Annotated in this window: 17 protein-coding genes; 14 read left to right on the forward strand and 3 right to left on the reverse strand. The window is 42.1% G+C overall.

The window, feature by feature from the left end:
* Positions 1-149 precede the first annotated feature (149 nt).
* The 6 genes from OCU77_RS23345 (at position 150) to OCU77_RS23370 (ending at position 7,182) form a co-directional block, all read left to right on the forward strand.
* Positions 150-1,364 (forward strand): serine hydrolase, encoded by a 1,215-nt coding sequence (locus OCU77_RS23345; protein WP_107302977.1) that lies wholly within the window; start codon positions 150-152, stop codon positions 1,362-1,364.
* 169 nt (positions 1,365-1,533) lie between these two features.
* The gene (locus tag OCU77_RS23350; protein WP_048899628.1) at positions 1,534-1,884 is read left to right on the forward strand and encodes a hypothetical protein; all 351 of its coding nucleotides are present in this window, start codon (positions 1,534-1,536) and stop codon (positions 1,882-1,884) included.
* A gap of 323 nt (positions 1,885-2,207) precedes the next feature.
* Positions 2,208-2,648, forward strand: coding sequence for a hypothetical protein (locus OCU77_RS23355; protein WP_048899629.1), 441 nt, complete (start codon positions 2,208-2,210; stop codon positions 2,646-2,648).
* 53 nt (positions 2,649-2,701) lie between these two features.
* On the forward strand, positions 2,702-3,235 hold the full coding sequence (locus OCU77_RS23360; RefSeq protein ID WP_048899630.1) for a GNAT family N-acetyltransferase: 534 nt from the start codon (positions 2,702-2,704) through the stop codon (positions 3,233-3,235).
* 97 nt (positions 3,236-3,332) lie between these two features.
* Positions 3,333-4,133, forward strand: a complete 801-nt coding sequence (locus tag OCU77_RS23365; RefSeq protein ID WP_107302976.1) for an efflux RND transporter periplasmic adaptor subunit — start codon at positions 3,333-3,335, stop codon at positions 4,131-4,133.
* A gap of 10 nt (positions 4,134-4,143) precedes the next feature.
* The gene (locus tag OCU77_RS23370) at positions 4,144-7,182 is read left to right on the forward strand and encodes an efflux RND transporter permease subunit (RefSeq protein WP_107302975.1); all 3,039 of its coding nucleotides are present in this window, start codon (positions 4,144-4,146) and stop codon (positions 7,180-7,182) included.
* Between the two features lie 124 nt (positions 7,183-7,306).
* On the opposite strand, the gene OCU77_RS23375 is transcribed toward OCU77_RS23370, so the two are convergent.
* Both OCU77_RS23375 and OCU77_RS23380 read right to left on the reverse strand, forming a co-directional pair.
* Entirely contained in the window at positions 7,307-8,614 is a 1,308-nt protein-coding gene (locus OCU77_RS23375; protein ID WP_048899631.1) for a sensor histidine kinase, read from the reverse strand.
* The gene (locus OCU77_RS23380; RefSeq protein WP_048899632.1) at positions 8,601-9,290 is read right to left on the reverse strand and encodes a response regulator transcription factor; all 690 of its coding nucleotides are present in this window, start codon (positions 9,288-9,290) and stop codon (positions 8,601-8,603) included. The genes OCU77_RS23375 and OCU77_RS23380 overlap by 14 nt, the downstream gene beginning before the upstream one ends.
* A 261-nt stretch (positions 9,291-9,551) precedes the next feature.
* Here OCU77_RS23380 and mog point away from each other — a divergent pair, with 261 nt between their 5' ends.
* Both mog and OCU77_RS23390 read left to right on the forward strand, forming a co-directional pair.
* Entirely contained in the window at positions 9,552-10,085 is a 534-nt protein-coding gene (gene mog / locus OCU77_RS23385) for a molybdopterin adenylyltransferase (protein ID WP_048899633.1), read from the forward strand.
* Between the two features lie 297 nt (positions 10,086-10,382).
* Positions 10,383-10,661: a hypothetical protein gene (locus OCU77_RS23390; protein ID WP_048899634.1), complete on the forward strand. Its 279-nt coding sequence runs from the start codon at positions 10,383-10,385 to the stop codon at positions 10,659-10,661.
* Positions 10,662-10,686: 25 nt separating this feature from the next.
* Here OCU77_RS23390 and OCU77_RS23395 read toward each other — a convergent pair whose 3' ends face one another.
* Positions 10,687-11,562: a LysR family transcriptional regulator gene (locus OCU77_RS23395; protein ID WP_048899635.1), complete on the reverse strand. Its 876-nt coding sequence runs from the start codon at positions 11,560-11,562 to the stop codon at positions 10,687-10,689.
* A gap of 224 nt (positions 11,563-11,786) precedes the next feature.
* On the opposite strand from OCU77_RS23395, the gene OCU77_RS23400 reads away from it, so the two are divergent.
* From OCU77_RS23400 to OCU77_RS23425, 6 genes are all read left to right on the forward strand, one after another.
* Positions 11,787-12,116 (forward strand): putative quinol monooxygenase, encoded by a 330-nt coding sequence (locus OCU77_RS23400; RefSeq protein ID WP_048899636.1) that lies wholly within the window; start codon positions 11,787-11,789, stop codon positions 12,114-12,116.
* Complete coding sequence (locus tag OCU77_RS23405) at positions 12,113-13,090, forward strand: Gfo/Idh/MocA family protein (RefSeq protein ID WP_048899637.1); 978 nt, start codon at positions 12,113-12,115, stop codon at positions 13,088-13,090. Before OCU77_RS23400 ends, OCU77_RS23405 begins: the two co-directional genes overlap by 4 nt.
* Positions 13,091-13,990: 900 nt before the next feature.
* A complete protein-coding gene (locus OCU77_RS23410) occupies positions 13,991-15,427 on the forward strand; it encodes an EAL domain-containing protein (RefSeq protein ID WP_107302974.1) in 1,437 nt (478 codons plus the stop codon).
* Between the two features lie 117 nt (positions 15,428-15,544).
* Positions 15,545-17,170, forward strand: a complete 1,626-nt coding sequence (locus OCU77_RS23415; RefSeq protein ID WP_048899638.1) for a methyl-accepting chemotaxis protein — start codon at positions 15,545-15,547, stop codon at positions 17,168-17,170.
* Between the two features lie 44 nt (positions 17,171-17,214).
* Positions 17,215-18,432, forward strand: coding sequence for an alanine racemase (gene alr, locus OCU77_RS23420; protein WP_107302973.1), 1,218 nt, complete (start codon positions 17,215-17,217; stop codon positions 18,430-18,432).
* A gap of 183 nt (positions 18,433-18,615) precedes the next feature.
* Positions 18,616-18,945 (forward strand): hypothetical protein, encoded by a 330-nt coding sequence (locus tag OCU77_RS23425; protein ID WP_048899639.1) that lies wholly within the window; start codon positions 18,616-18,618, stop codon positions 18,943-18,945.
* The last annotated feature ends 52 nt before the right edge of the window (positions 18,946-18,997 follow it).

The raw sequence follows: 18,997 nt of genomic DNA on the forward strand, positions 1-18,997 counted from the left end.
TGTTAATAGATTCGAGAGGTTAGGTATCAAGTATAGATGGTATCGATGGAAACCAGTTCAAACTATTTCTAATTTACTGTGATTATGTCGTCAAGCCAAGGCAAACCGCCTTAATGCATTTTGCTTTAACGTCATAAAGAAGAGTATTAATGATGAAATTATCAAAAGTTGCTGCACTTGTTGTTCTTGCTAGTATTTTCTCTACTGGTACCGCTATGGCTTCCGACACGCCAGAGTCTAAGTTTTATGAAGGTTACAGTATTTCTGAAATTCCGATGGATGCTTTCCAGCAATGGCCTTACTACACCTATGCCAGTATGCACATTAAGGACTTTGTGCGTTACGGTGTGTTTGAGCTACCTGCGAGCACAACGCCAGCATCTATTAAGTACGACATTCAAGATAATATTATTACCCCAGCGCTCCGTGCAGACCTGATCAGTAATAATGTGAAAGGCTTTATGGTCATGAAAGACAGTACCGTACTCGCTGAACACTACGATAATGGCTTTAAGCGCGGCATGCTCAATAACCTGCAATCAGCGTCGAAAACCTATGTCGGCGTATTACTAGGTAAAGCTGTCGATGCGGGACTCATTGATTTAAATGCTCAAGCGAAGACTTACCTACCTGAACTTGAAGGGTCTATTGTCGGTGATGCGCTAATTGGTAACATTGCCCGCATGGATAGCGGTATTGAAGCACTTGGTAATTATCATACACCAGGCTCCAATGGTTACGAGTGGGAAAAAGAGATCGGTTTGCAAAATTCAGGTGAACCTATCGGCCATTTGAATGCCATTAAAAATGCCAAGGCGAGTAAACATAAACAGGGGACTTACTGGGATTATTCTGACCAAAACACCGACGCGCTTGCGCTTATCTTAGCGAAGGTAAATGGAAAACCTTTTGAGCAGCTACTCAGTGAGCTTCACCAAGCGATCGGTGGTCATGATCCTATCGAGATAGCAAAAACATCTGATGGCACCACATCACCATCGTATGGGATTAATACCAGCCTGCTAGATTTTACGTTATTTGGCCAATACATTGCTCAAGGCAAAGTCGGCAAAGCATTTTATGCTGAGTTAGAGGATACAAGTGATGATGTTCTATTCAAAACCCCGGGGGCTGGTGAGGTTCTTTCTGCTGGTGGGGATGTTTCTTATGACATGCAATCGTACTTCATCAAAGATAAGAAGATCATTTACTCTCACGGCTCTTTTGGTCAATCGACCTTTAGTGATTTAGAGACAGGTATAACGGTGGCATTCTTGCAAGATTGGTCAACGAATACCGACCCAGGCAAGTTAGCGGTAATGCTTGAGCGCGCGACTGAAGTAATTGAAAAATTACGAAAATAATCAACTTCAAGCAGAATTGAATTTGAAAGGTTGTAATGGCTGGCGCCACGCGTTTAACGACGAGTGGCGCATCTGATTGTGCGAGGCCATAGGTGCTGAGTTTATTTGATCGCATGTTATGACGGTTTAAGTATAAAATAGCCGCATCAGTTAAAAAGGTTATTAAACAATGCAACAAGATCATTTTGTCGAGCTAGTCAAAGAACTAAGCCAAAAAGAAAACCTACCACAAGTTTTAGACGCGCTAAAAGCGGTTGAAGATCAAGAAGTCGCTGAAGCTGCTGCTTCTCTCACTGGTCAGTTTAGTCTTGCTGAGATTGAAGGTGAGAAGCGTATTTACCACGTATTCACAGAAGCAAATGACGATGGTGAAGAGCAAGAATACGCAGAGTGGGTGATGAACGAAGGCGATGACGTGATGGTCTTCGTTGCTTGGTTCTTCTACGCAATGTTCGAAATGAAGCAAAAAGACACTTACCAAGCGGCTGGTCGTACTTACCAGCAGCCAAAGCGTCGTTAATTGTTATTACCCGTCTTGTATTGATGGGTATATTACCTCCTAGTGTTGGTTTTAATAATGGCAGTCTTGATTATTATTCATCGAATGCCCTACTAGGAGGTAACTTCTTGTGTCACGCCATCTACATATCTAACTCTTCTTAAACCCTCGCTTTTTTTGATCTCGATGTACTTTCTTGTCATCGAATAATGCAGCTTTCATTTTTCCCCATTACTATGATATTTCTCATCATAATGCGATGACATGCATGATCGCTTGGTGAGGCGGGGCTCGGTCAACGGTGATCGCGTCACGAATGCAACTTGTGGTTATAGGAGAAAGGGATGTCGAGCCATAAACAGCGTCAGCAATTGCAGCTTTTCTATCGCGAATCTGAGCGAGTGCGCCTGCTAGATGTTGATCAACTGCCAGCGATGAATAATCATGAAATGGCTGATTTTCACCTGTGGTTAGAGAATAAGCGTGACTTTTCGATTGCTGATACCGAATGTCGTTACTGGATAAAAACCTGTTCGGCGGGCCATGTGACAGAATTACAGTTTTTTCCCGATGGAACCTTAGATGAATTTACCTTATTTCGGCGTGAGCATGCGAAAGGTGTTTGGTACTTAGAGGATGGCGTGATCCATGTTGAGCTTAATACCGTGCATAATAACTACCGTTACAGTATTTACGCTAACCGTTTAGCAAACATTCATTCGGCGGTTGAGTACAAAAACGGTGCTTTACATGCGTATCTAAAATTGGCACAAGTACGTGGTTAATTAGAAAAAAGAACGCGTTTTCGCATAGATGATAATAACGAAGGGGAGCCCCTATGTTTGCAAAAAAAGTGGATGACGAACTAGAACTGGTCTTGGTTCATCCTGCATTGGCAATGAAATATGCCACCATAGTAGAAGCAAACCGTGATTATCTATCGCAATGGATGGCATGGGCCCCCCATGTGAAAACTGAAGATGACTTCAAAGCCTTTGTGAAAAATTCCTTGCTGGATTATGCCAACGGCAAAAGCATGGTGTGTGCGATTGAGTATAAAGGGATCTTAGTCGGTAACATTGCGTTTAATACGATAAAGCCTGAATTGAAAATGGTTGAGATTGGCTATTGGCTCGATGCGCGGTATCAAGGTTGTGGCATCATGACGCGCTGTTGTCAGGCGATGATTAATATTGCCTTTAATCACTTAAAAGTTGAGAAAGTGCAGATTTCAGCGGCGAAAGATAACTATTCTAGCCGCGATGTGTGTGAGCGCTTAGGGATGACGCTTGAAGGTGTGATCACCAATAAAGAAGTCGTTAGCGGCCGTATTCTGGATCATGCCGTGTATGGCCTATATAAACCTCAATAAGCACGATTGCACAGGGGTGACATTGACCTAGTGCTTCGACATTAATTCTACATACTGCGGCTTACTGTATTGCTATACCTATAAGAGGAATACAGTGATGCCTAAGCAGACTTTCTTCGCGTTGGCGGTTGCCAGCGCGACATTATTGACCACGACCCCCAGCCTAGCTCTTGAACTCATCGGGCAATTTCAAGCTAAAGAGCACGTTAATCTTGTCGCTCAAGTGCCCGGTGTGATTGAAGATTTACGTGCAGAATCAGGCGACCCCGTGACCCGCCAAGCCGTATTGGTACGTATTCAACAGCAAGACTTTCAACTTGATTTAAGTAAGCAGCAAGCCAATTTAGCCTTGGCACAGGCTGATCTTGAATTAAAAAAAGCCCTCTATCAGCGTTATCAAACACTGATTAAAAAAAATAGCCTCTCTCAGAATGAACTTGATTTGGCGCATGCCGATTTTCAAGCCGCAAAAGCGACGGCTTTATTAGCAAAAATCAGTGTTGAGCAGGCGCAATTATCGTTAGCACGTACCGCGATTAAAAGCCCAATTACCGGGTATGTCACCCAGCAGCTGGTGGATGTCGGGTCGTGGGTTGATGAAGGTACTGCCTTGTATCGCCTTGCCTCTATCGATCGTCTGATTGTTCGTTTATATGCTAGCGAACATGAGGTCAGTGAACTTCAAGTGGGTCAGTCGATGCGTATCTGGTCTGAGTCGGTACAAGATCGTCAAGTTATCGGAACGATTGCCCGCATAGGGGTAGAGCTAGATAGTGAAGCGATGGCGTACCCGATAGAAATTGATATTCCAAATAGTCAGTTGGTCTTTAAACCAGGTATGTCAGTCTATGGTAGCACCGAGCTAGGGTTACTTACCTCGACGCAGTCCGTGAAGTAGGAGAGTAATGATGACTAACTTACTTCGCTTTTTTGCCGAGAGGCATTTTTTAGCCCGTATTATTACCGTGATGGTGTTAGCCGTCGGGCTAGGCATTATGAGCCAAATCAGGCTGCAAGAACTGCCTGATGTTGCCTTTCCTGAAGTGCAAATTGATACCCAATATCCGGGGGCTTCGGCGCAAGATATTGAATTAAACATCACCAATAAACTAGAGAAAGAACTGCGCTCTGTACAAGGGATCCGTAAGTTTGAATCAACCTCCAGCAACGGCATTTCGTCGATTCGGTTGGAGTTAGATGAAAGCATTGATCTTAATAAAGCGGTCCGTGAGATTCAACAAGCCGTCGATCGAGTCAGCGACTTACCCAAAGATATTCCCAATCCGCCAATTGTCCTGCAAGAAAGTACCGCTTCTTTTGAAGTGCTACGCTTTGGGGTCACTGGGGGTGATAGCTACAGCGAATTGCGTGAATATGTGCGCGGTTTAGAAAAGCGCATCCGTAATATTGCAGGTGTAGGCTCGGTCACCTTATCGGGTTTTCGTGAACGGGAATTTTGGATTGAGGTCGACCCGAATAAAGTCCGCCGTTATCAATTGACGGTAGATGACGTAATGAGTGCGGTAAATAATCGTAACTTGTCGTTATCTGGCGGCATTGTTGAGTCATGGACGAATGAACAAAGATTAGTGGCTTTAACCCAAGTACACAGTGTGTCTGAGCTTGAACAGCTGGTGGTGAAGGTGCTGTCAGGCGGTGGTATCGTCCGCCTCAGTGACATTGCAACTGTATTAGATACGTTTGAAAAAGGGACTGAAATTGCCACCATTAACAGCCAGTTTGGCATTTTGTTCAATGTGACCAAAAGTGCTTCTGCTGATATCAAAGGTACCGTTGATGCGGTTCGGCAATTACTGGATGCTGAAGCGGCGCAATTAAACCACCAATACGCTTACCCATTATCCTTGAATGTCGCTGACGACATGAGTGAAAAATTCAGCATAGTGGCAGTTAACGGCGGCGTGGGTTTGATACTGGTTCTACTGGTGCTGAGCTTATTACTTAAACGTCAGGTCGCGTTTTGGGTTGCGGTCTCTATCCCTGTTTGCGTGTTTGGCGTTATTGCTGTGTTGCCCGTGGTTGGCCAAGACCTAGACAGCATCACGCTGGCAGCGCTGTTATTAGTCATAGGGATCATTGTTGATGATTCAGTGATTGTTGCAGAAAGCATTTATCAAGAACGCGAAGCCGGGCACAGTGCGATTGACGCGGCAGTGCAAGGCACGGCAAAGGTGATGAAGCCGATTATGGCCAATTTGCTCACGACCGCTTTAGTCTTTATCCCTATGTTCTTTTTGCCGGGCACGCTCGGAATGGCGATTGCTGTTATTCCTGCCACCGTGTTACTGGCACTGTCGTTCTCGTTTGCAGAATGTACGGTGACTTTACCTGCGCACTTGGCTTCCTCGTTACAAAAAGAGAATCAGCAGGCACTACAGCAAGACGTTAAAGCACACTTTTTTGACCGACCTAAAGCGTATTACCAAGCCTTATTGCAACTGTGCCTACAGTGGAAGAAAACCGTGGTGATGGTATCACTGCTACTACTGACGTTTTCCATGGCGGCTGTGAGTACAATGCGGATCGACTTCTTCCCCACTCAAGCTGCAAAATATGTTGAAGTGTATACCGAGGTGAAGCCTGGATTACCAATCGAAGCGGTAAAAATGGCCCATGCAGAATTTGAAGCGGTTTTGAAAGCCTTACCTCAAGAAGAGCTTGTGAGTTATGAAATGACTTACGCCAGCCCTGTGAGTACTGGTCGTATTAACTTTAGTGCCTTTGAAGACCGTCATCGTTCATTAGACAGTATTGTTGAGCAGCTTAATCGCGATCTTAGCGATAGTGAGTCCTTGTCCTTGGTCAAACTGACCATAGATGCAGGTGGGCCACCACCGGGAGAGCCTGTGGAAATTCGGGTGATCAGCAATAACCACGATGCACGGGAGCAAGCCGCGGCACAAGTGATGACATGGTTAGCTGAGTACCCAAGCCGTGATGGCAAAGCGAGTTTGATCAACATTACTACCAATGAAACCCTGAAAGATCCACAACTCCAAATTAAACCTCAGTACGAATGGTTAGCGCGTTATGGACTCACAGTGAATGATTTAGCGACTACCCTACGGGTTGCCTTTGATGGCGACCAAGTTTCTAGCACTTGGCTGGGGGATGAAGAGGTGGATTTGCGGGTGATTATGGCTGAGAAATACCGCACTGCGGATATGTTAGCGAATACCAAAATTTACACCGCAACGGGTGATCAAGTGCCGTTGAGTCGTTTAGCCAAGGTCGAATCTGTCATGGCACCGCGTAAGATTTTGCATTTTAACGGTGATCGACAATTACTGGTGACGGCACAGTTGGCTGATGAGAACTTATCGCCCGATGATATTGCTGCCGAACTACTGTCAGCCATGGTGGATCAATTACCGGCTGGCGTGACCATCAATACTGGAGGTGAAGCGGAACAAACTAATGAGACTCTCGGTGGTTTAATGGTGGCATTCCCCGCAGCCATGCTCGGTGTGTATTTTGTGTTAGCGATTTTGTTTCACTCATTAGTGCAACCTTTATTGGTGATGGCAGTGATCCCTTTCGCGTTTGTCTCTGCTCTGATGGCGCTGAAGTTGCATTTCCAACCGATCTCTTTGTTCGCCATGATAGGTATTTTGGGCATGATAGGCGTAGTCGTGAATAATGCGTTGGTACTGATCAACCGTGCTAATGAATGTGTATTACAGGGGATGCGCCCTGAGCTTGCAGTATTGGATGCCGCAGTCAGTCGATTACGACCTATATTGCTGACCACCCTAACAACGGTTGTGGGCCTATTACCGTTGGCTTATGGGATTGGTGGAACAGATGTGTATATGGGACCGATGTCGCTGACACTAGGATATGGTCTATTGCTGTCTCTGCCTGTTGTGCTGATAGTGATCCCATGTTTGTACTTGGTTTTTCATCGTCAACCACGGTTAGCGTAGCGGGTGTTTATTGAGCACACTTTACGTGTATATTTTGCGAACAGTTGCTCGTCAGTAAGGTAAACGAAAACAGCCAGCATTGTGCTGGCTGTTTTTGATCGCGGTTAGACTGTTTTGAGCGAGGCTAGACTTGGATTGCAGAGTTTGAAAAACGTATAGTGGCATTACAGCCGTGTTGAGCATCTCCCGCTTGTTGACGATCTTGCATGGTTAATTGCCAGCTGTATTTGCGGCAAATATCATTGGCGATGAGTAAGCCCAAACCATATCCTTGCGCAGTATTTTGTCGCTCGTTCGTTGCTTGATTTAACCCTAGTCCAATACCTGTATCTGTGACGGTGAGACTTTTTTCTGTGAGTACGATCCTTATGTTGCCAGCGTCGGTATAGGTGAAAGCATTTTTAATAATATTACCCACTAAAATTTTTATTGCCGCTTCAGGCGCTTTGATATCAGGCTGTTTTTGCACAATAAATTGATAAGTAACAGGTTTATTTGCAAGCAGCTCTTTGTGGCTTGCGATGACACGTTCTATCTCCACTGGCAGTAACGGGCGACTGATTGCTTGATCCTGATTTTCATCACGGGTCAGGGTTAAGAGTGTTGCCACAAAATCATTCATATCATTTGCCGCAGTCAGCATCCGTTGGCGCTGTTTTTCAACAAAGTTTGGTTCAGTGGATTGCCCTAATAATGATAGGCCACCCTTGATCACCATTAATGGTGTTCGTAATTCGTGGCTGGCAAAGCGGTTAAAGGCACGTTCTCGTTCTAGTATCGTTCGTACTTGTGCTTGGTGGCTGTTAAAGCTATCGACCAAGACTTTCAGTTCTTTGGTCGCCCCTACTTTAGGTAAGAGTAAGGGTGATAAATCATCGGCACTGCGTTGTTCTAACTGGCGTGCAAGCCCACTGAGCGGTGATGTTAATCGCTCGCTAATGCGTAATACCACATAAAGGCAAATCAGGATCAGCAGGCTGGATATCAGGATAGACTGAATATGAGCTTCAAACATCTCAGTTTCGCTGCGCTCGTAGACAGGGTCGATATTCACACCATAGACATTCTGTAAGCGACCACCTATGTCGAGTTGATATTTCACGATATAGAAATCCGTTGAGACTTCACCTTGCTTATAGACTTCCGTTGCTCGCCCTAATTCAAGATCATCGGGAAGCTGAATGGATGAAGGGAGGCTATCGTCACCAACATAAAATGTATCGTAAGGGGGGATGCTGATTTTTGTGATATTCCCTTGATGGATCATTGGTATGACTTGTTCAAAGGAAGCTGCGAGACGATTACGCGCGTTAAATTTTTCAAGATGCGTGACGGTCGATACAAACACGGAAAGGTGAATAGCAATGATCATTACAGCAACAATACTGAAATAGAAAAAGGTAATCTGTTTGGCGGATTTAATGCTTTTCACTGTTGGCCTCATCGCGTAATTGGTAACCAAACTTAGGCACAGTGTGGATATAAGGAGAAGCAAAAGGCTTATCTATCAGGTTACGCAGTTGATAAATATGGCTGCGGAGAATATCGCCCTCAGGCTCATCATCTTTCCAGAGTGCATGGCTCAGCGCTTGCTTACTGACATGCTGAGGTGCGCGTTGCATGAGTAGTTGTAAGATAATGAATTGTGAAGGGTTCAGCGTGATATTCTTACCATTCCGCTGTGCACTGTGAGTATGTAAGTTAAGTGAGAGATCGGCAAATATTAGTACGTTAGTGCTTACTTCGCCTTGTCGCCTTCTTGTTAAAGCTCTTATTCTGGCTTCTAATATTTCAAGGTCAAAAGGCTTCACCAAGTAATCGTCGGCACCCTTGGAAAAGCCTGTTAATGTATCTTCGCGAGTATCAAGTGCGGTCAGCATCAAAATTGGTGTGTCGTTGCCTTCGGTACGGAGCTGATGGCATATTTCCATCCCATTCATTTTCGGTAGCATGATATCGAGAATGATCAAATCGTAGTAATTGCTTTGTGCTAAAGCCAAACCATGTTCGCCATTGCTGGCATGATCCAAGGTAAAGCCTTTGATTTCAAAGTAATCAAAAATGATACCAGCAATATCAAGGTGATCTTCAACTAGGAGTATTTTCATCAGCGTCTCGCAATAAATAGGCAGAAATGGGACAGAGAAGCACTGCTTATAATGACATAGCTGGTAGTGAAAAAAATGTCGAGAGGCAGCGGTATGTTGGAACTGTGATACGGAAAGTGAATGTGGAATCAAGGCATCACTGAACTTTAAAGTTGCATCTAAAGTCTAACTTATCCCAATCTGCCTCTTGAGCTAACAGCGCGATTTATATTAGCATTACGGCAACACAGGTGATGGCGTTAACCGCCAGAGGGATAAAAAATGACAAAAGCAAAAATCGGTATTGTAACGGTAAGTGATCGTGCAAGTGCGGGCGTATATGAAGACATTTCAGGCCAAGCAATTATCGATACACTAAACGACTACCTCACGTCAGAGTGGGAACCGGTTTATCAAGTGATCCCTGATGAGCAAGATGTGATTGAAGCAACGCTGATCAAAATGGCAGACGAAGATAACTGTAGCCTGATTGTGACTACGGGTGGTACTGGTCCTGCGAAGCGTGATGTAACACCAGAAGCAACAGAAGCTGTCTGTGATCGCATGATGCCTGGTTTTGGTGAGCTAATGCGTGCAGAGTCATTAAAGTTCGTACCAACAGCAATTCTATCGCGCCAAACAGCAGGTCTACGTGGCGATAGCCTTATTGTTAATTTGCCGGGTAAACCTAAATCAATCCGCGAATGCTTGGATGCGGTTTTCCCTGCAATCCCATACTGTATTGATTTGATGGAAGGTCCATTCCTTGAATGTGACGAAGCGGTAATTAAGCCATTCCGTCCAAAACAAAAGTAATAAAAGCCTCATCTTTTTGCTCATCTACATAAAATGAGCCATAAATTGAGTAAATAAGCGCTTCTCGTTATTCGAGTAGCGCTTTTTTGTTTAATACAGCGTGCAATTTTATTAAGGCAAATCAAAACATGATCTTGCTCTAAACTATTAAAAAACAAAGTTTTTTAAACTTGGCTTTTCAATGGTTCAGTGAACCAGTTCATTGAGAATTTAGTCACTTTTACGTTATAACAATCGAGGACATTATCAATACTACCGAACGTCATTAACTCGGTACTGCATTCAAGGATTTATCAAATGGACATCAAAAAAAGCTGGGGATTCATTTCACTACTTATTGGTATGGCTTCACTACTGTGGGGCGGTGTTTCACTCGGTGACATGATGGGACAGCATCAGGTTGTGAGCGATATGGGTGGCTTTTTTGCCGCTGGTGGTCACGAATTTTTTGATGTAAATAGCGCTGCGCAAATTGCGGCACAAGCAAAACAAAAAAACATGATTATCTTTATCACTGGGGTCGGACTATCAGTGATTGGTGCAGTCTTGATGCGCGGACAATGGCGTAACTTATAGTCATGTTTTGACGACTAGCCTCTCCTTAATGTAATCGCTCAATAATGAAATCAACCAAGGTTCGATTTTTTAACGACAATTGTTTAGAGCGATAGACAAGATGGATCGGTTTAGGTTTCGGCGTAAAGTCTGCTAACACCTCAGTGAGTAACCCTTGCTTAATTTCGTCTTCAACTTGAAGGCGAGGTTGGAGCAGCACACCTATAGCCTTCATCGCTGCTAACTTTAGGACATCACCATTATTCGACGTTAAGCGAATTCGATTTTGATGAAAGCTGCTAACGGGTAGGCTCAGCACTTGTTGACTATCGCCTTCATGATAGCGAAAGCCTAAGCAATGATGATCTTTTAATGCCTCTATATTGGTTATTTGACCGTGCTTCTCAAGGTAGGCAGGTGACACGCAATATACCATTTGGTATTCCCCAATTAACCGTGCCACCAAGGATGAATCAACCAGATCTCCAATTCGGATAATAATATCGGCCTCGCAGCGATAAGGGTCTACCAGATTATTATCCAGCATCAGTTCCACATTTAAATCGGGGTAAGCAATCAAGAAGTCCGCCACAATTGGTGCAATCACTTTTTTACCGTAAGTGATGGGGCAGTTTATCTTTACTGTGCCTTGTGGCTGATTATTGAGGGTTTGGATCAGGTTCTCGGCATTTGCAATGTCTTCGATAATGCGACGGCATTCCTGATAGTACAATTTCCCTGCCTCGGTCAAAGATTGTTTGCGGGTGGTGCGATGGATCAGCCTGGTATTTAGAGCCTGTTCTAAAAATTGAATGTGTTTACCCACCATGGTTGGTGACACATTAAATTGGTGAGCTGCGCTTCGAAAACTGCCTTTTTCAGCAATATAGGCGAATACCTTCATACTGGTTAACTTATCCACTGCACACTACTCACTTACGCCATCTATTAACAATCAGAGAATTAAAAACTGATTCAGAGCTATCTATTAAAAATAGTCATTAAAAAAACCGAGATTAAGAATCCTCGATTAACAACCAAGGCTTGATAAACAATAAACTAAAACAGAGTTTATCAATTTAATGGCGGTAATTACATTAGAGGTAACCACACTAAGTACAAACAAACCATAGATAGAGAACAATAATGGCCCAACCAATTTTTGTTACCGCAGAGTTAAAAATGCGCTCAGATCTCCCTCGATCTGAGGTGATCAGTGCCATAGAAGCGTTTTGTCTAGCAATGCAAAGCGAAGCGGGCTGTCTGCAAGCCGTTTCAACTTACGATCAAACCAACCCACAGCGAGTTATTTTATGGGAACTGTACGAGGATCGTACTGCCATTGAGGCGCATTTTTCTATGCCTCATACTCAAGCATTTATTGCCACCGAGGTCACTGAGTTGGTGCACGTCTTTGAAACTCAGCCGCTTACGGCTGATCTGGCTATATTGAATTCAGCGGAGTTTTCATTATGAAATGGGGGATTTTAGGCACGAGTTTTATCTCAGGTGTAATGGCCGAGGCGATCAATGCCGACCGCAGTAGTGCTCTGTATGCCGTCGCTGGGCGATCACAAGCCAATGTCGCAGCATTTGCTGAGCAATATAACGTGCTGCAATCTTATTTGAGCTACGAAGCGTTGCTTGACGATCCGCAAGTCGACATTGTCTATATTGCCCTGCCAAACCATCTTCATCACGAATTTATTGCTAAAGCTGCGACATGCGGTAAAGCGATTTTATGTGAAAAATCCTTGTCGGTTGATATGGAAAAAAGCGCACAGGCTTTGGCTGCGGTTAAACACCATCAGGTTTTCTTTGCAGAGGGCTTAATGTATTTACATCACCCTCTCATTGCTTCTTTAGTCGATATATTAACTAGCGGTGAAATCGGTGAGTTGCGTTCGGTACAAGCGTCTTATATTGCAGCGATTGATCAATTTGTGAATCCAGAAAGTAAAGGTGCTTTATATAACTTGGGTTGTTATCCGGTTTCTTTACTGCATTTAGTGGTACAAACAATGCTGGGTAATAATGCATTGGCAAATTGCACATTGAAAGCCGTTGGTCGGCAAGGTGCTGATGGTAACGTGTGTGAGTCAAGTGTATTGCTGACGTTTGGTGAACACCAGAGTGTGACTATCCATACCGCAGAAGATCACGGCTTACAGCATCACTTCAGAGTGTTGGGAAGCAAGGGCAGCGTGACTATGGTGTCTAACCCTTGGTTACCAACCTGTGAAAATACGATCAGTGTGGAAGTGTATGAAGCCTCAAAGCGAGAGGTTAAGATTTCAGCCCAAGGTGATGCTTTTTCTTACCAAGTGCGTCAGGTACGTGAAGCGGTAGAAGCTGGGCGCAGTGAATTGGCACCTCCTTGTGCGACGGCGGAAGATTCATACCAAATCATGCAATTACTTACCGAGTGGGAGTCGGCCACATTGCGATAGGTAACTAACCGCTATTTACTTTGTATCAATGAACAGCAAAGCCCTGTTACTCTTGTGGCTTTGTTGTATTTAGCTTTCTATACAATTGACCATGTTTGCTTTTTATTGACTTGAAAAACACCTTACTATTCAAACGACATACAATGACAGACTTAGCCATTTTCTAGCATTATGTACTCGTGAATTTCGTGCTACATGATGATTTTGTCTAAAATTTAGTACATTGAACAAACGAGAAGGTTTGTTCAAATTTTCACTTGGTTTTATGTGGAGCTAAATATATATGTGTTTAAATAATAAAATTAACAACCCCAAATAAGTTAATATATATTGATGACAGGGTTACATATATTAAGTTATGTAATGATAGTTTTATTTTTACCGTCAAAATTCCAACGTCAAACGACATTATTCTGTCTTTTTTTAATTAGTTTTCATTTTATTTAATGTGTCATAATGACGCATGTTGCCGACGTTTATATGGACGAAAAATATGGTCATACTCTTTTTTGTTGATGTTGTTCAGAATGGTGTTATTTGTATGGCATTGATTTAAAAGGTTTTTATGTGTACCTTGCAGCAGGGGTTGCAGTGCGACTTATTGTTTTTTTTATCTTTCTATTTTGTTTTGGGTAAATATGGGTTGCCATACTGTTAAAGAGTAAATGCTCTTTTTATATCGTTAAAAATCCATTTTCCATCAGTCTTTTTTTGTATTAACTATTTTCTAAACCCTCCATTTATAGAGTAGGAAATGGTCATTTACTGACTTATCAATAGTCATCTTGTTTCACGTGAAATTATTATTTAAACTAAGTCATCAGACCAGTTATTAATTGATATTCCCCCGAAATCTGGGAAAGTGTTGCACTTTCTTATGGTCATATTGCGATAAAAATCATGGTATTTACTTCGATAAATGCAACCTTGTTATGCGGTTTTGCTGTGCTTATTGCTTTATGTGCATTGTTGGCTGCGAAGGTTTCTAGAGAGGAAAAAAAACACTCTTTTGCTCAATTACGTTTAGAGCGAGAGCAAAAAAAACAAAAATTAAAAAGTCTTTTTTGCGAAGAGAGCCAACTGCCTAATATTAACTATATCCAGAAAAGGGTATTACAAATTAATGAAGTAAATGAGAGTTCTCACCATATTATGCATGTTGTATGTGTCGGTCGCTCATCAGATTATTACCGTTTCTTTGACTCTAAAACTAGCCGTAAGATAAAAACACAACTACATAATCATTTAAATGAAATGCTTTCTCCAAGTGTTATTGGTTTATTTGAAGATAGATATATAGTCCTAGTGTTTGTAAAAAACTCACCTTGGCTACCTGAACAAATTATTGAGCAACAACAAAAAGTACAACGAGCTTTACCCTATGAACAAGTCGTGGATGATAAACTTCTTCCATTTGATTATTCGATAGCGAGTATGTCATTTCCTGATACTGATATAGCGAAAGGTAAGAATTATCTTTTTAAAAAAATGGCTTATTGCGTCAAGAAATCTTTAAAGTCTATCGATGGTTTATATATTTATAGTAATACGGACTATCAACGTAGCCTCCGTAAGCGTCAGATCTTACAAGATTTGAGTCAAGATATTTGTCAAGGTGGCGACCAATTTGAGCTTTGCTACCAGCCTATATTTAATAGCTTAAATACGGCTAAGGTTTGTATTTGGGAAATCTTACTTAGATGGAAAAGGACGGAATATGGAGGCCCTGGTGAATTTATGCCTCTGGTTGCGACAAAACCACACCTGCATTATTCGCTAACCATGATGATTTTGAATAAGGTTATTGATTATGCAACATCTAATAAAGAAAGCATTCCAAAGATCAGTATCAATGTCAGTAACTCCGACCTTATGATGGTTGATTTCTTTGATGATGTCATGATAGCAACGGAGAGATATCGAGATTTAAGAAAAAAAATCATTTTTGAAGTGGTTGAATATAGTGAAATACTGTCAAAAAAACATGTAAAAGAAAATATTATAAACTTGAAAAATGCTGGATTTAGGTTTGCCATTGATGATTTTGGTTGTGGCTATTCTAACCTTAACTTGTTATCTGAAAAGCATTTCGACTTTATCAAAATCGATAAATCAGTTATTGGAATGTGCGATCGAGATACAGTGGCATCTGAAACGTTGAAGTTCATGATTAAGCTATCAGAAAGCATCAATGCAACCTTGGTCGTTGAAGGGGTCGAAACGGTAGAGCATTTACACTTAGTACCTAAACAATCAAATGTGCTTATTCAAGGCTTTTTGCTTTCGAAGCCTGTTAGCTTAACGTCATCATTACGTGTTTGCGACTCGGTTAAATAGTCTATCGATTTAGATAAGATTTTACTTTCAGGTCGCGTTAAAAAACTAACCATATTACGTTAGTTTATATACTAATAAAGTTCACTATAAAATGTGAACATTAAAGGAAATACAGGAATGTTTTTGAAGAATCTAACCATAGGTAAAAAAATTGCCGTTTCATTTTTTATTATAACAATAATTAACATTATCTTTGCTTTTGTTTTTAATTCTGGTTTGATAAATATTAAATCTAATATCATAAACTATACTGATGATACTCTTCCTGCTTACGATAAAGTTAACGGAATCTATGATGAAGTTGCAACATTACGTCGTACCCAAATGGCAATATTATTAAAGGAAAGGTCATCAACTGAGCTTAATGAAGTTTCAACCTTAGTTAATTCAATTAATGATGATATTAAATCTTATGGTAAAACGGTATGGCCAGGTGAGGAAAAAGAGTCTTTTGAGCGTTTGAATAGTGCTTGGAGTCAGTACACTCACAGCATTAATGTGTTTAATAAACAAATTGCCGCAAATAATAAAACTGGGGCATATCAAACATTGCTGACAGACTCGTATGCTTCATTCAAAGTAATGGATAACGAAGTTGGAAATTTAAGCCGTATCTTAAAAGAGGCGATGGATAACAACCGAAGTCAAATTCTTGATTCTGTCTCAAATTTATCGAACTCTTCGGTTGTGAGTAATATTACTATATTGCTGATCATGGTATCGATGACCATCATTTTAACGAAACTGATTTGTAACCCGCTATACCTGATTGTTAAACAAGCGAATGCTATTGCGAAAGGTGATTTATCTACTAACGTTGATCGCGAATCTATTGGTAATGATGAATTAGGGGAGTTAGCCGATGCTTCTTCCTTAATGCAAAGTAACTTGCGTCAGTTGATTGAAGAAATCATTTCTGCTGTTACCCAGTTAAGCAGTGCAATCGAAGAAATGAACCAAATTTCTGAATTGTCTACCAAAGGAATGCATGACCAGCAATCTAAAATTTCGCAGATAGCGACAGCCATGACAGAGATGAAGTCATCGGTATCGGATGTTGCACAAAACACTGAAAAATCAGCAGTTCAAGCGAACAATGCCAACCAGCAAGCGAAAAATGGGGCTCAAAATAACCAAGCAATGGTTGATTCCATTCAAGAGATTTCGCAAGTCATAACGGAAGCGGGTAATACCGTATTAGAACTCGAAGAACAGTCTAACCAAGTTAACATTATTGTTGATGTGATCAGAAGCATCGCAGATCAAACTAACCTGCTTGCGCTTAACGCTGCGATTGAAGCTGCACGTGCGGGTGAGTCGGGCCGAGGTTTTGCTGTTGTCGCAGATGAAGTACGGACGCTGGCAGCTCGTACTCAAGATTCAACGGGTGAAATCACTTCTGTGATCGAGAAGCTACAGGCATTTGCCAAACAGGCAAAAGAGGCGACTGAAAAGTCATGTTCTTGCATTGAGACTTATTCAGAGCAAGGCATTCAATCACTTAAGTTGATGAGCTCAATTGAAGACACAGTGTCAGATATTTCTGACATGGGTACAGAAATCGCGAGTGCATGCAGTCAACAAGACGCGGTAGCGGGTGAGTTAAGTTGCCATATCGAAACGATCAATGTGGCTTCGCAAGAAGTGGCAGAAGGGGCACAGCAAACTGCGTTAGCCTGTAACGAACTTAGCCAGCTATCTTCGTCATTACATGATGCAATGAAGCGTTTCAAACTTAATTAAATAATTTTTCCAACAGGCAGTCATTCTTACAGTACGGAGACATCATGAAATTTAAAATGACATTGCTATCGCTAGCCATGGCTTTACCTTCTTTCACTACCTTGAGTGCCCCGCTATCTATTGATCAGCATATCCCAAGTGAGCAAGAGGTGAATCAATCAAATGCATGGTTGGAAGTTAGTTTAGGGCAGTTTAAGTCGAACATTGAGCAGTTCAAATCTCATATCAACGCTGACACTAAAATCTGTGCGGTAATGAAGGCTGACGCTTATGGCAATGGTATTCGTGGATTAATGCCAACCGTTATCGCACAACAGATTCCATGTGTCGCGATTACGAGTAATGCCGAAGCGCGTGCAGTACGTGAAAGTGGTTTTAAAGGACAACTTATGCGTGTGCGTTCTGCAAGCCTGAGCGAAATAAAGCAAAGTATTGACCTTGATATAGAAGAGCTGATTGGTAGCCACCAACAAGCTAAAGACATTGCTGATTTTGGCGTTAAAAATAATAAAACCATCAAGGTTCATTTAGCGCTAAACAATGGTGGAATGGGCCGTAATGGGATTGACATGTCGACTGATAATGGCAAAGCAGAAGCCATTGATATTGCCACGCAATCCCACTTGGAGGTTGTCGGCATCATGACTCACTTCCCAAATTATAATGCTGATGATGTTCGTTCCAAGCTGAAAGACTTTCAAAGAGATTCATCATGGCTAATGCACGAAGCGGGTTTAAACCGCGAGGATATTACACTGCATGTCGCCAATTCTTATGTGTCGTTGAATGTCCCTGAAGCGCAGCTTGATATGGTGCGCCCTGGTGGCGTGTTATATGGTGATCTGCCGACTAACCCTGAATATCCGTCTATTGTGTCGTTTAAGACTCGGGTAGCTTCTATTCATCAGCTACCTGCGAATAAAACGGTTGGCTATGACAGTACGTTTACCACGAGCAAGGACAGTGTGTTGGCTAATATTCCTGTCGGTTATTCGGATGGTTATCCTAGGAAAATGGGTAACAAAGCTCACGTTATTATTAACGGTCAGCGTGCCAAAGTTGTCGGTATGACATCGATGAATACGACTATGGTTGATATCACAGGCCTTAAGGGTATTCATCAAGATCAAGAGGTAACTTTATTTGGTCAACAGCAAGGTGAACGAATTAGTGTGAGTGAAATGGAAGCGGACTCTACGTTAATTTTCCCTGAACTGTATACCGTGTGGGGGCTGGCAAACCCGCGTTATTACGTACAGTAAAATGATTTGCAGTGTGTAGTGCACTGCTGAATACACCTTTATACATACTACTTTGGCTTTGAGTATGCATTACTCGCAGACAAAGTAGTATTTTTGATCTTACGTTTCACCTTTAGTCTTTGAGTGAGCAAGGTACAGTAGAATCCAACCAAGTGCTGTTTAGCGCTTATCAATGAGGATTATATGATGAATAAATATAAGCAATCTTCGCAACCACAAATCCTGCTTCGTGATACCCTGCGCCTCCCTACGCGACCCTCTCGTTTTTCTATCCCAGCCGCCGATAAGAACTTTGAACACAATCAACACTTAGCTAACTGGAAGCACTTAGCATCGGTTTTATCGCAAAAAGTTGATGATAACCAAGTCGAATCAGATAAGAATAAATCGGTACCTAAGTCAGATGACCAGCAAGCCGACACGGAAAATACACAGTTACAAGAAGAAGAGCGTTTTCTACAAGAAGTCTTGCGATCATTACGAAAACTGAACGGTAAAGTACAGATCAAGTAGGGTTTTATTGTTTGATCTATCTACCTTTTTGCCTTGGGTCTTTGAATAAAAA

It is taken from the genome of Photobacterium swingsii (assembly GCF_024346715.1).
GTDB lineage: Bacteria > Pseudomonadota > Gammaproteobacteria > Enterobacterales > Vibrionaceae > Photobacterium > Photobacterium swingsii.

Excerpts from the sequence above, each read along its gene's own strand:
- OCU77_RS23345 (WP_107302977.1), top strand. The coding sequence starts at position 150 with ATGATGAAATTATCAAAAGTTGCTGCACTTGTTGTTCTTGCTAGTATT.
- OCU77_RS23350 (WP_048899628.1), top strand. The coding sequence starts at position 1,534 with ATGCAACAAGATCATTTTGTCGAGCTAGTCAAAGAACTAAGCCAAAAA.
- OCU77_RS23355 (WP_048899629.1), top strand. The coding sequence starts at position 2,208 with ATGTCGAGCCATAAACAGCGTCAGCAATTGCAGCTTTTCTATCGCGAA.
- OCU77_RS23360 (WP_048899630.1), top strand. The coding sequence starts at position 2,702 with ATGTTTGCAAAAAAAGTGGATGACGAACTAGAACTGGTCTTGGTTCAT.
- OCU77_RS23365 (WP_107302976.1), top strand. The coding sequence starts at position 3,333 with ATGCCTAAGCAGACTTTCTTCGCGTTGGCGGTTGCCAGCGCGACATTA.
- OCU77_RS23370 (WP_107302975.1), top strand. The coding sequence starts at position 4,144 with ATGACTAACTTACTTCGCTTTTTTGCCGAGAGGCATTTTTTAGCCCGT.
- OCU77_RS23380 (WP_048899632.1), bottom strand. The coding sequence starts at position 9,290 with ATGAAAATACTCCTAGTTGAAGATCACCTTGATATTGCTGGTATCATT.
- mog (WP_048899633.1), top strand. The coding sequence starts at position 9,552 with ATGACAAAAGCAAAAATCGGTATTGTAACGGTAAGTGATCGTGCAAGT.
- OCU77_RS23390 (WP_048899634.1), top strand. The coding sequence starts at position 10,383 with ATGGACATCAAAAAAAGCTGGGGATTCATTTCACTACTTATTGGTATG.
- OCU77_RS23400 (WP_048899636.1), top strand. The coding sequence starts at position 11,787 with ATGGCCCAACCAATTTTTGTTACCGCAGAGTTAAAAATGCGCTCAGAT.
- OCU77_RS23405 (WP_048899637.1), top strand. The coding sequence starts at position 12,113 with ATGAAATGGGGGATTTTAGGCACGAGTTTTATCTCAGGTGTAATGGCC.
- OCU77_RS23410 (WP_107302974.1), top strand. The coding sequence starts at position 13,991 with ATGGTATTTACTTCGATAAATGCAACCTTGTTATGCGGTTTTGCTGTG.
- OCU77_RS23415 (WP_048899638.1), top strand. The coding sequence starts at position 15,545 with ATGTTTTTGAAGAATCTAACCATAGGTAAAAAAATTGCCGTTTCATTT.
- alr (WP_107302973.1), top strand. The coding sequence starts at position 17,215 with ATGAAATTTAAAATGACATTGCTATCGCTAGCCATGGCTTTACCTTCT.
- OCU77_RS23425 (WP_048899639.1), top strand. The coding sequence starts at position 18,616 with ATGATGAATAAATATAAGCAATCTTCGCAACCACAAATCCTGCTTCGT.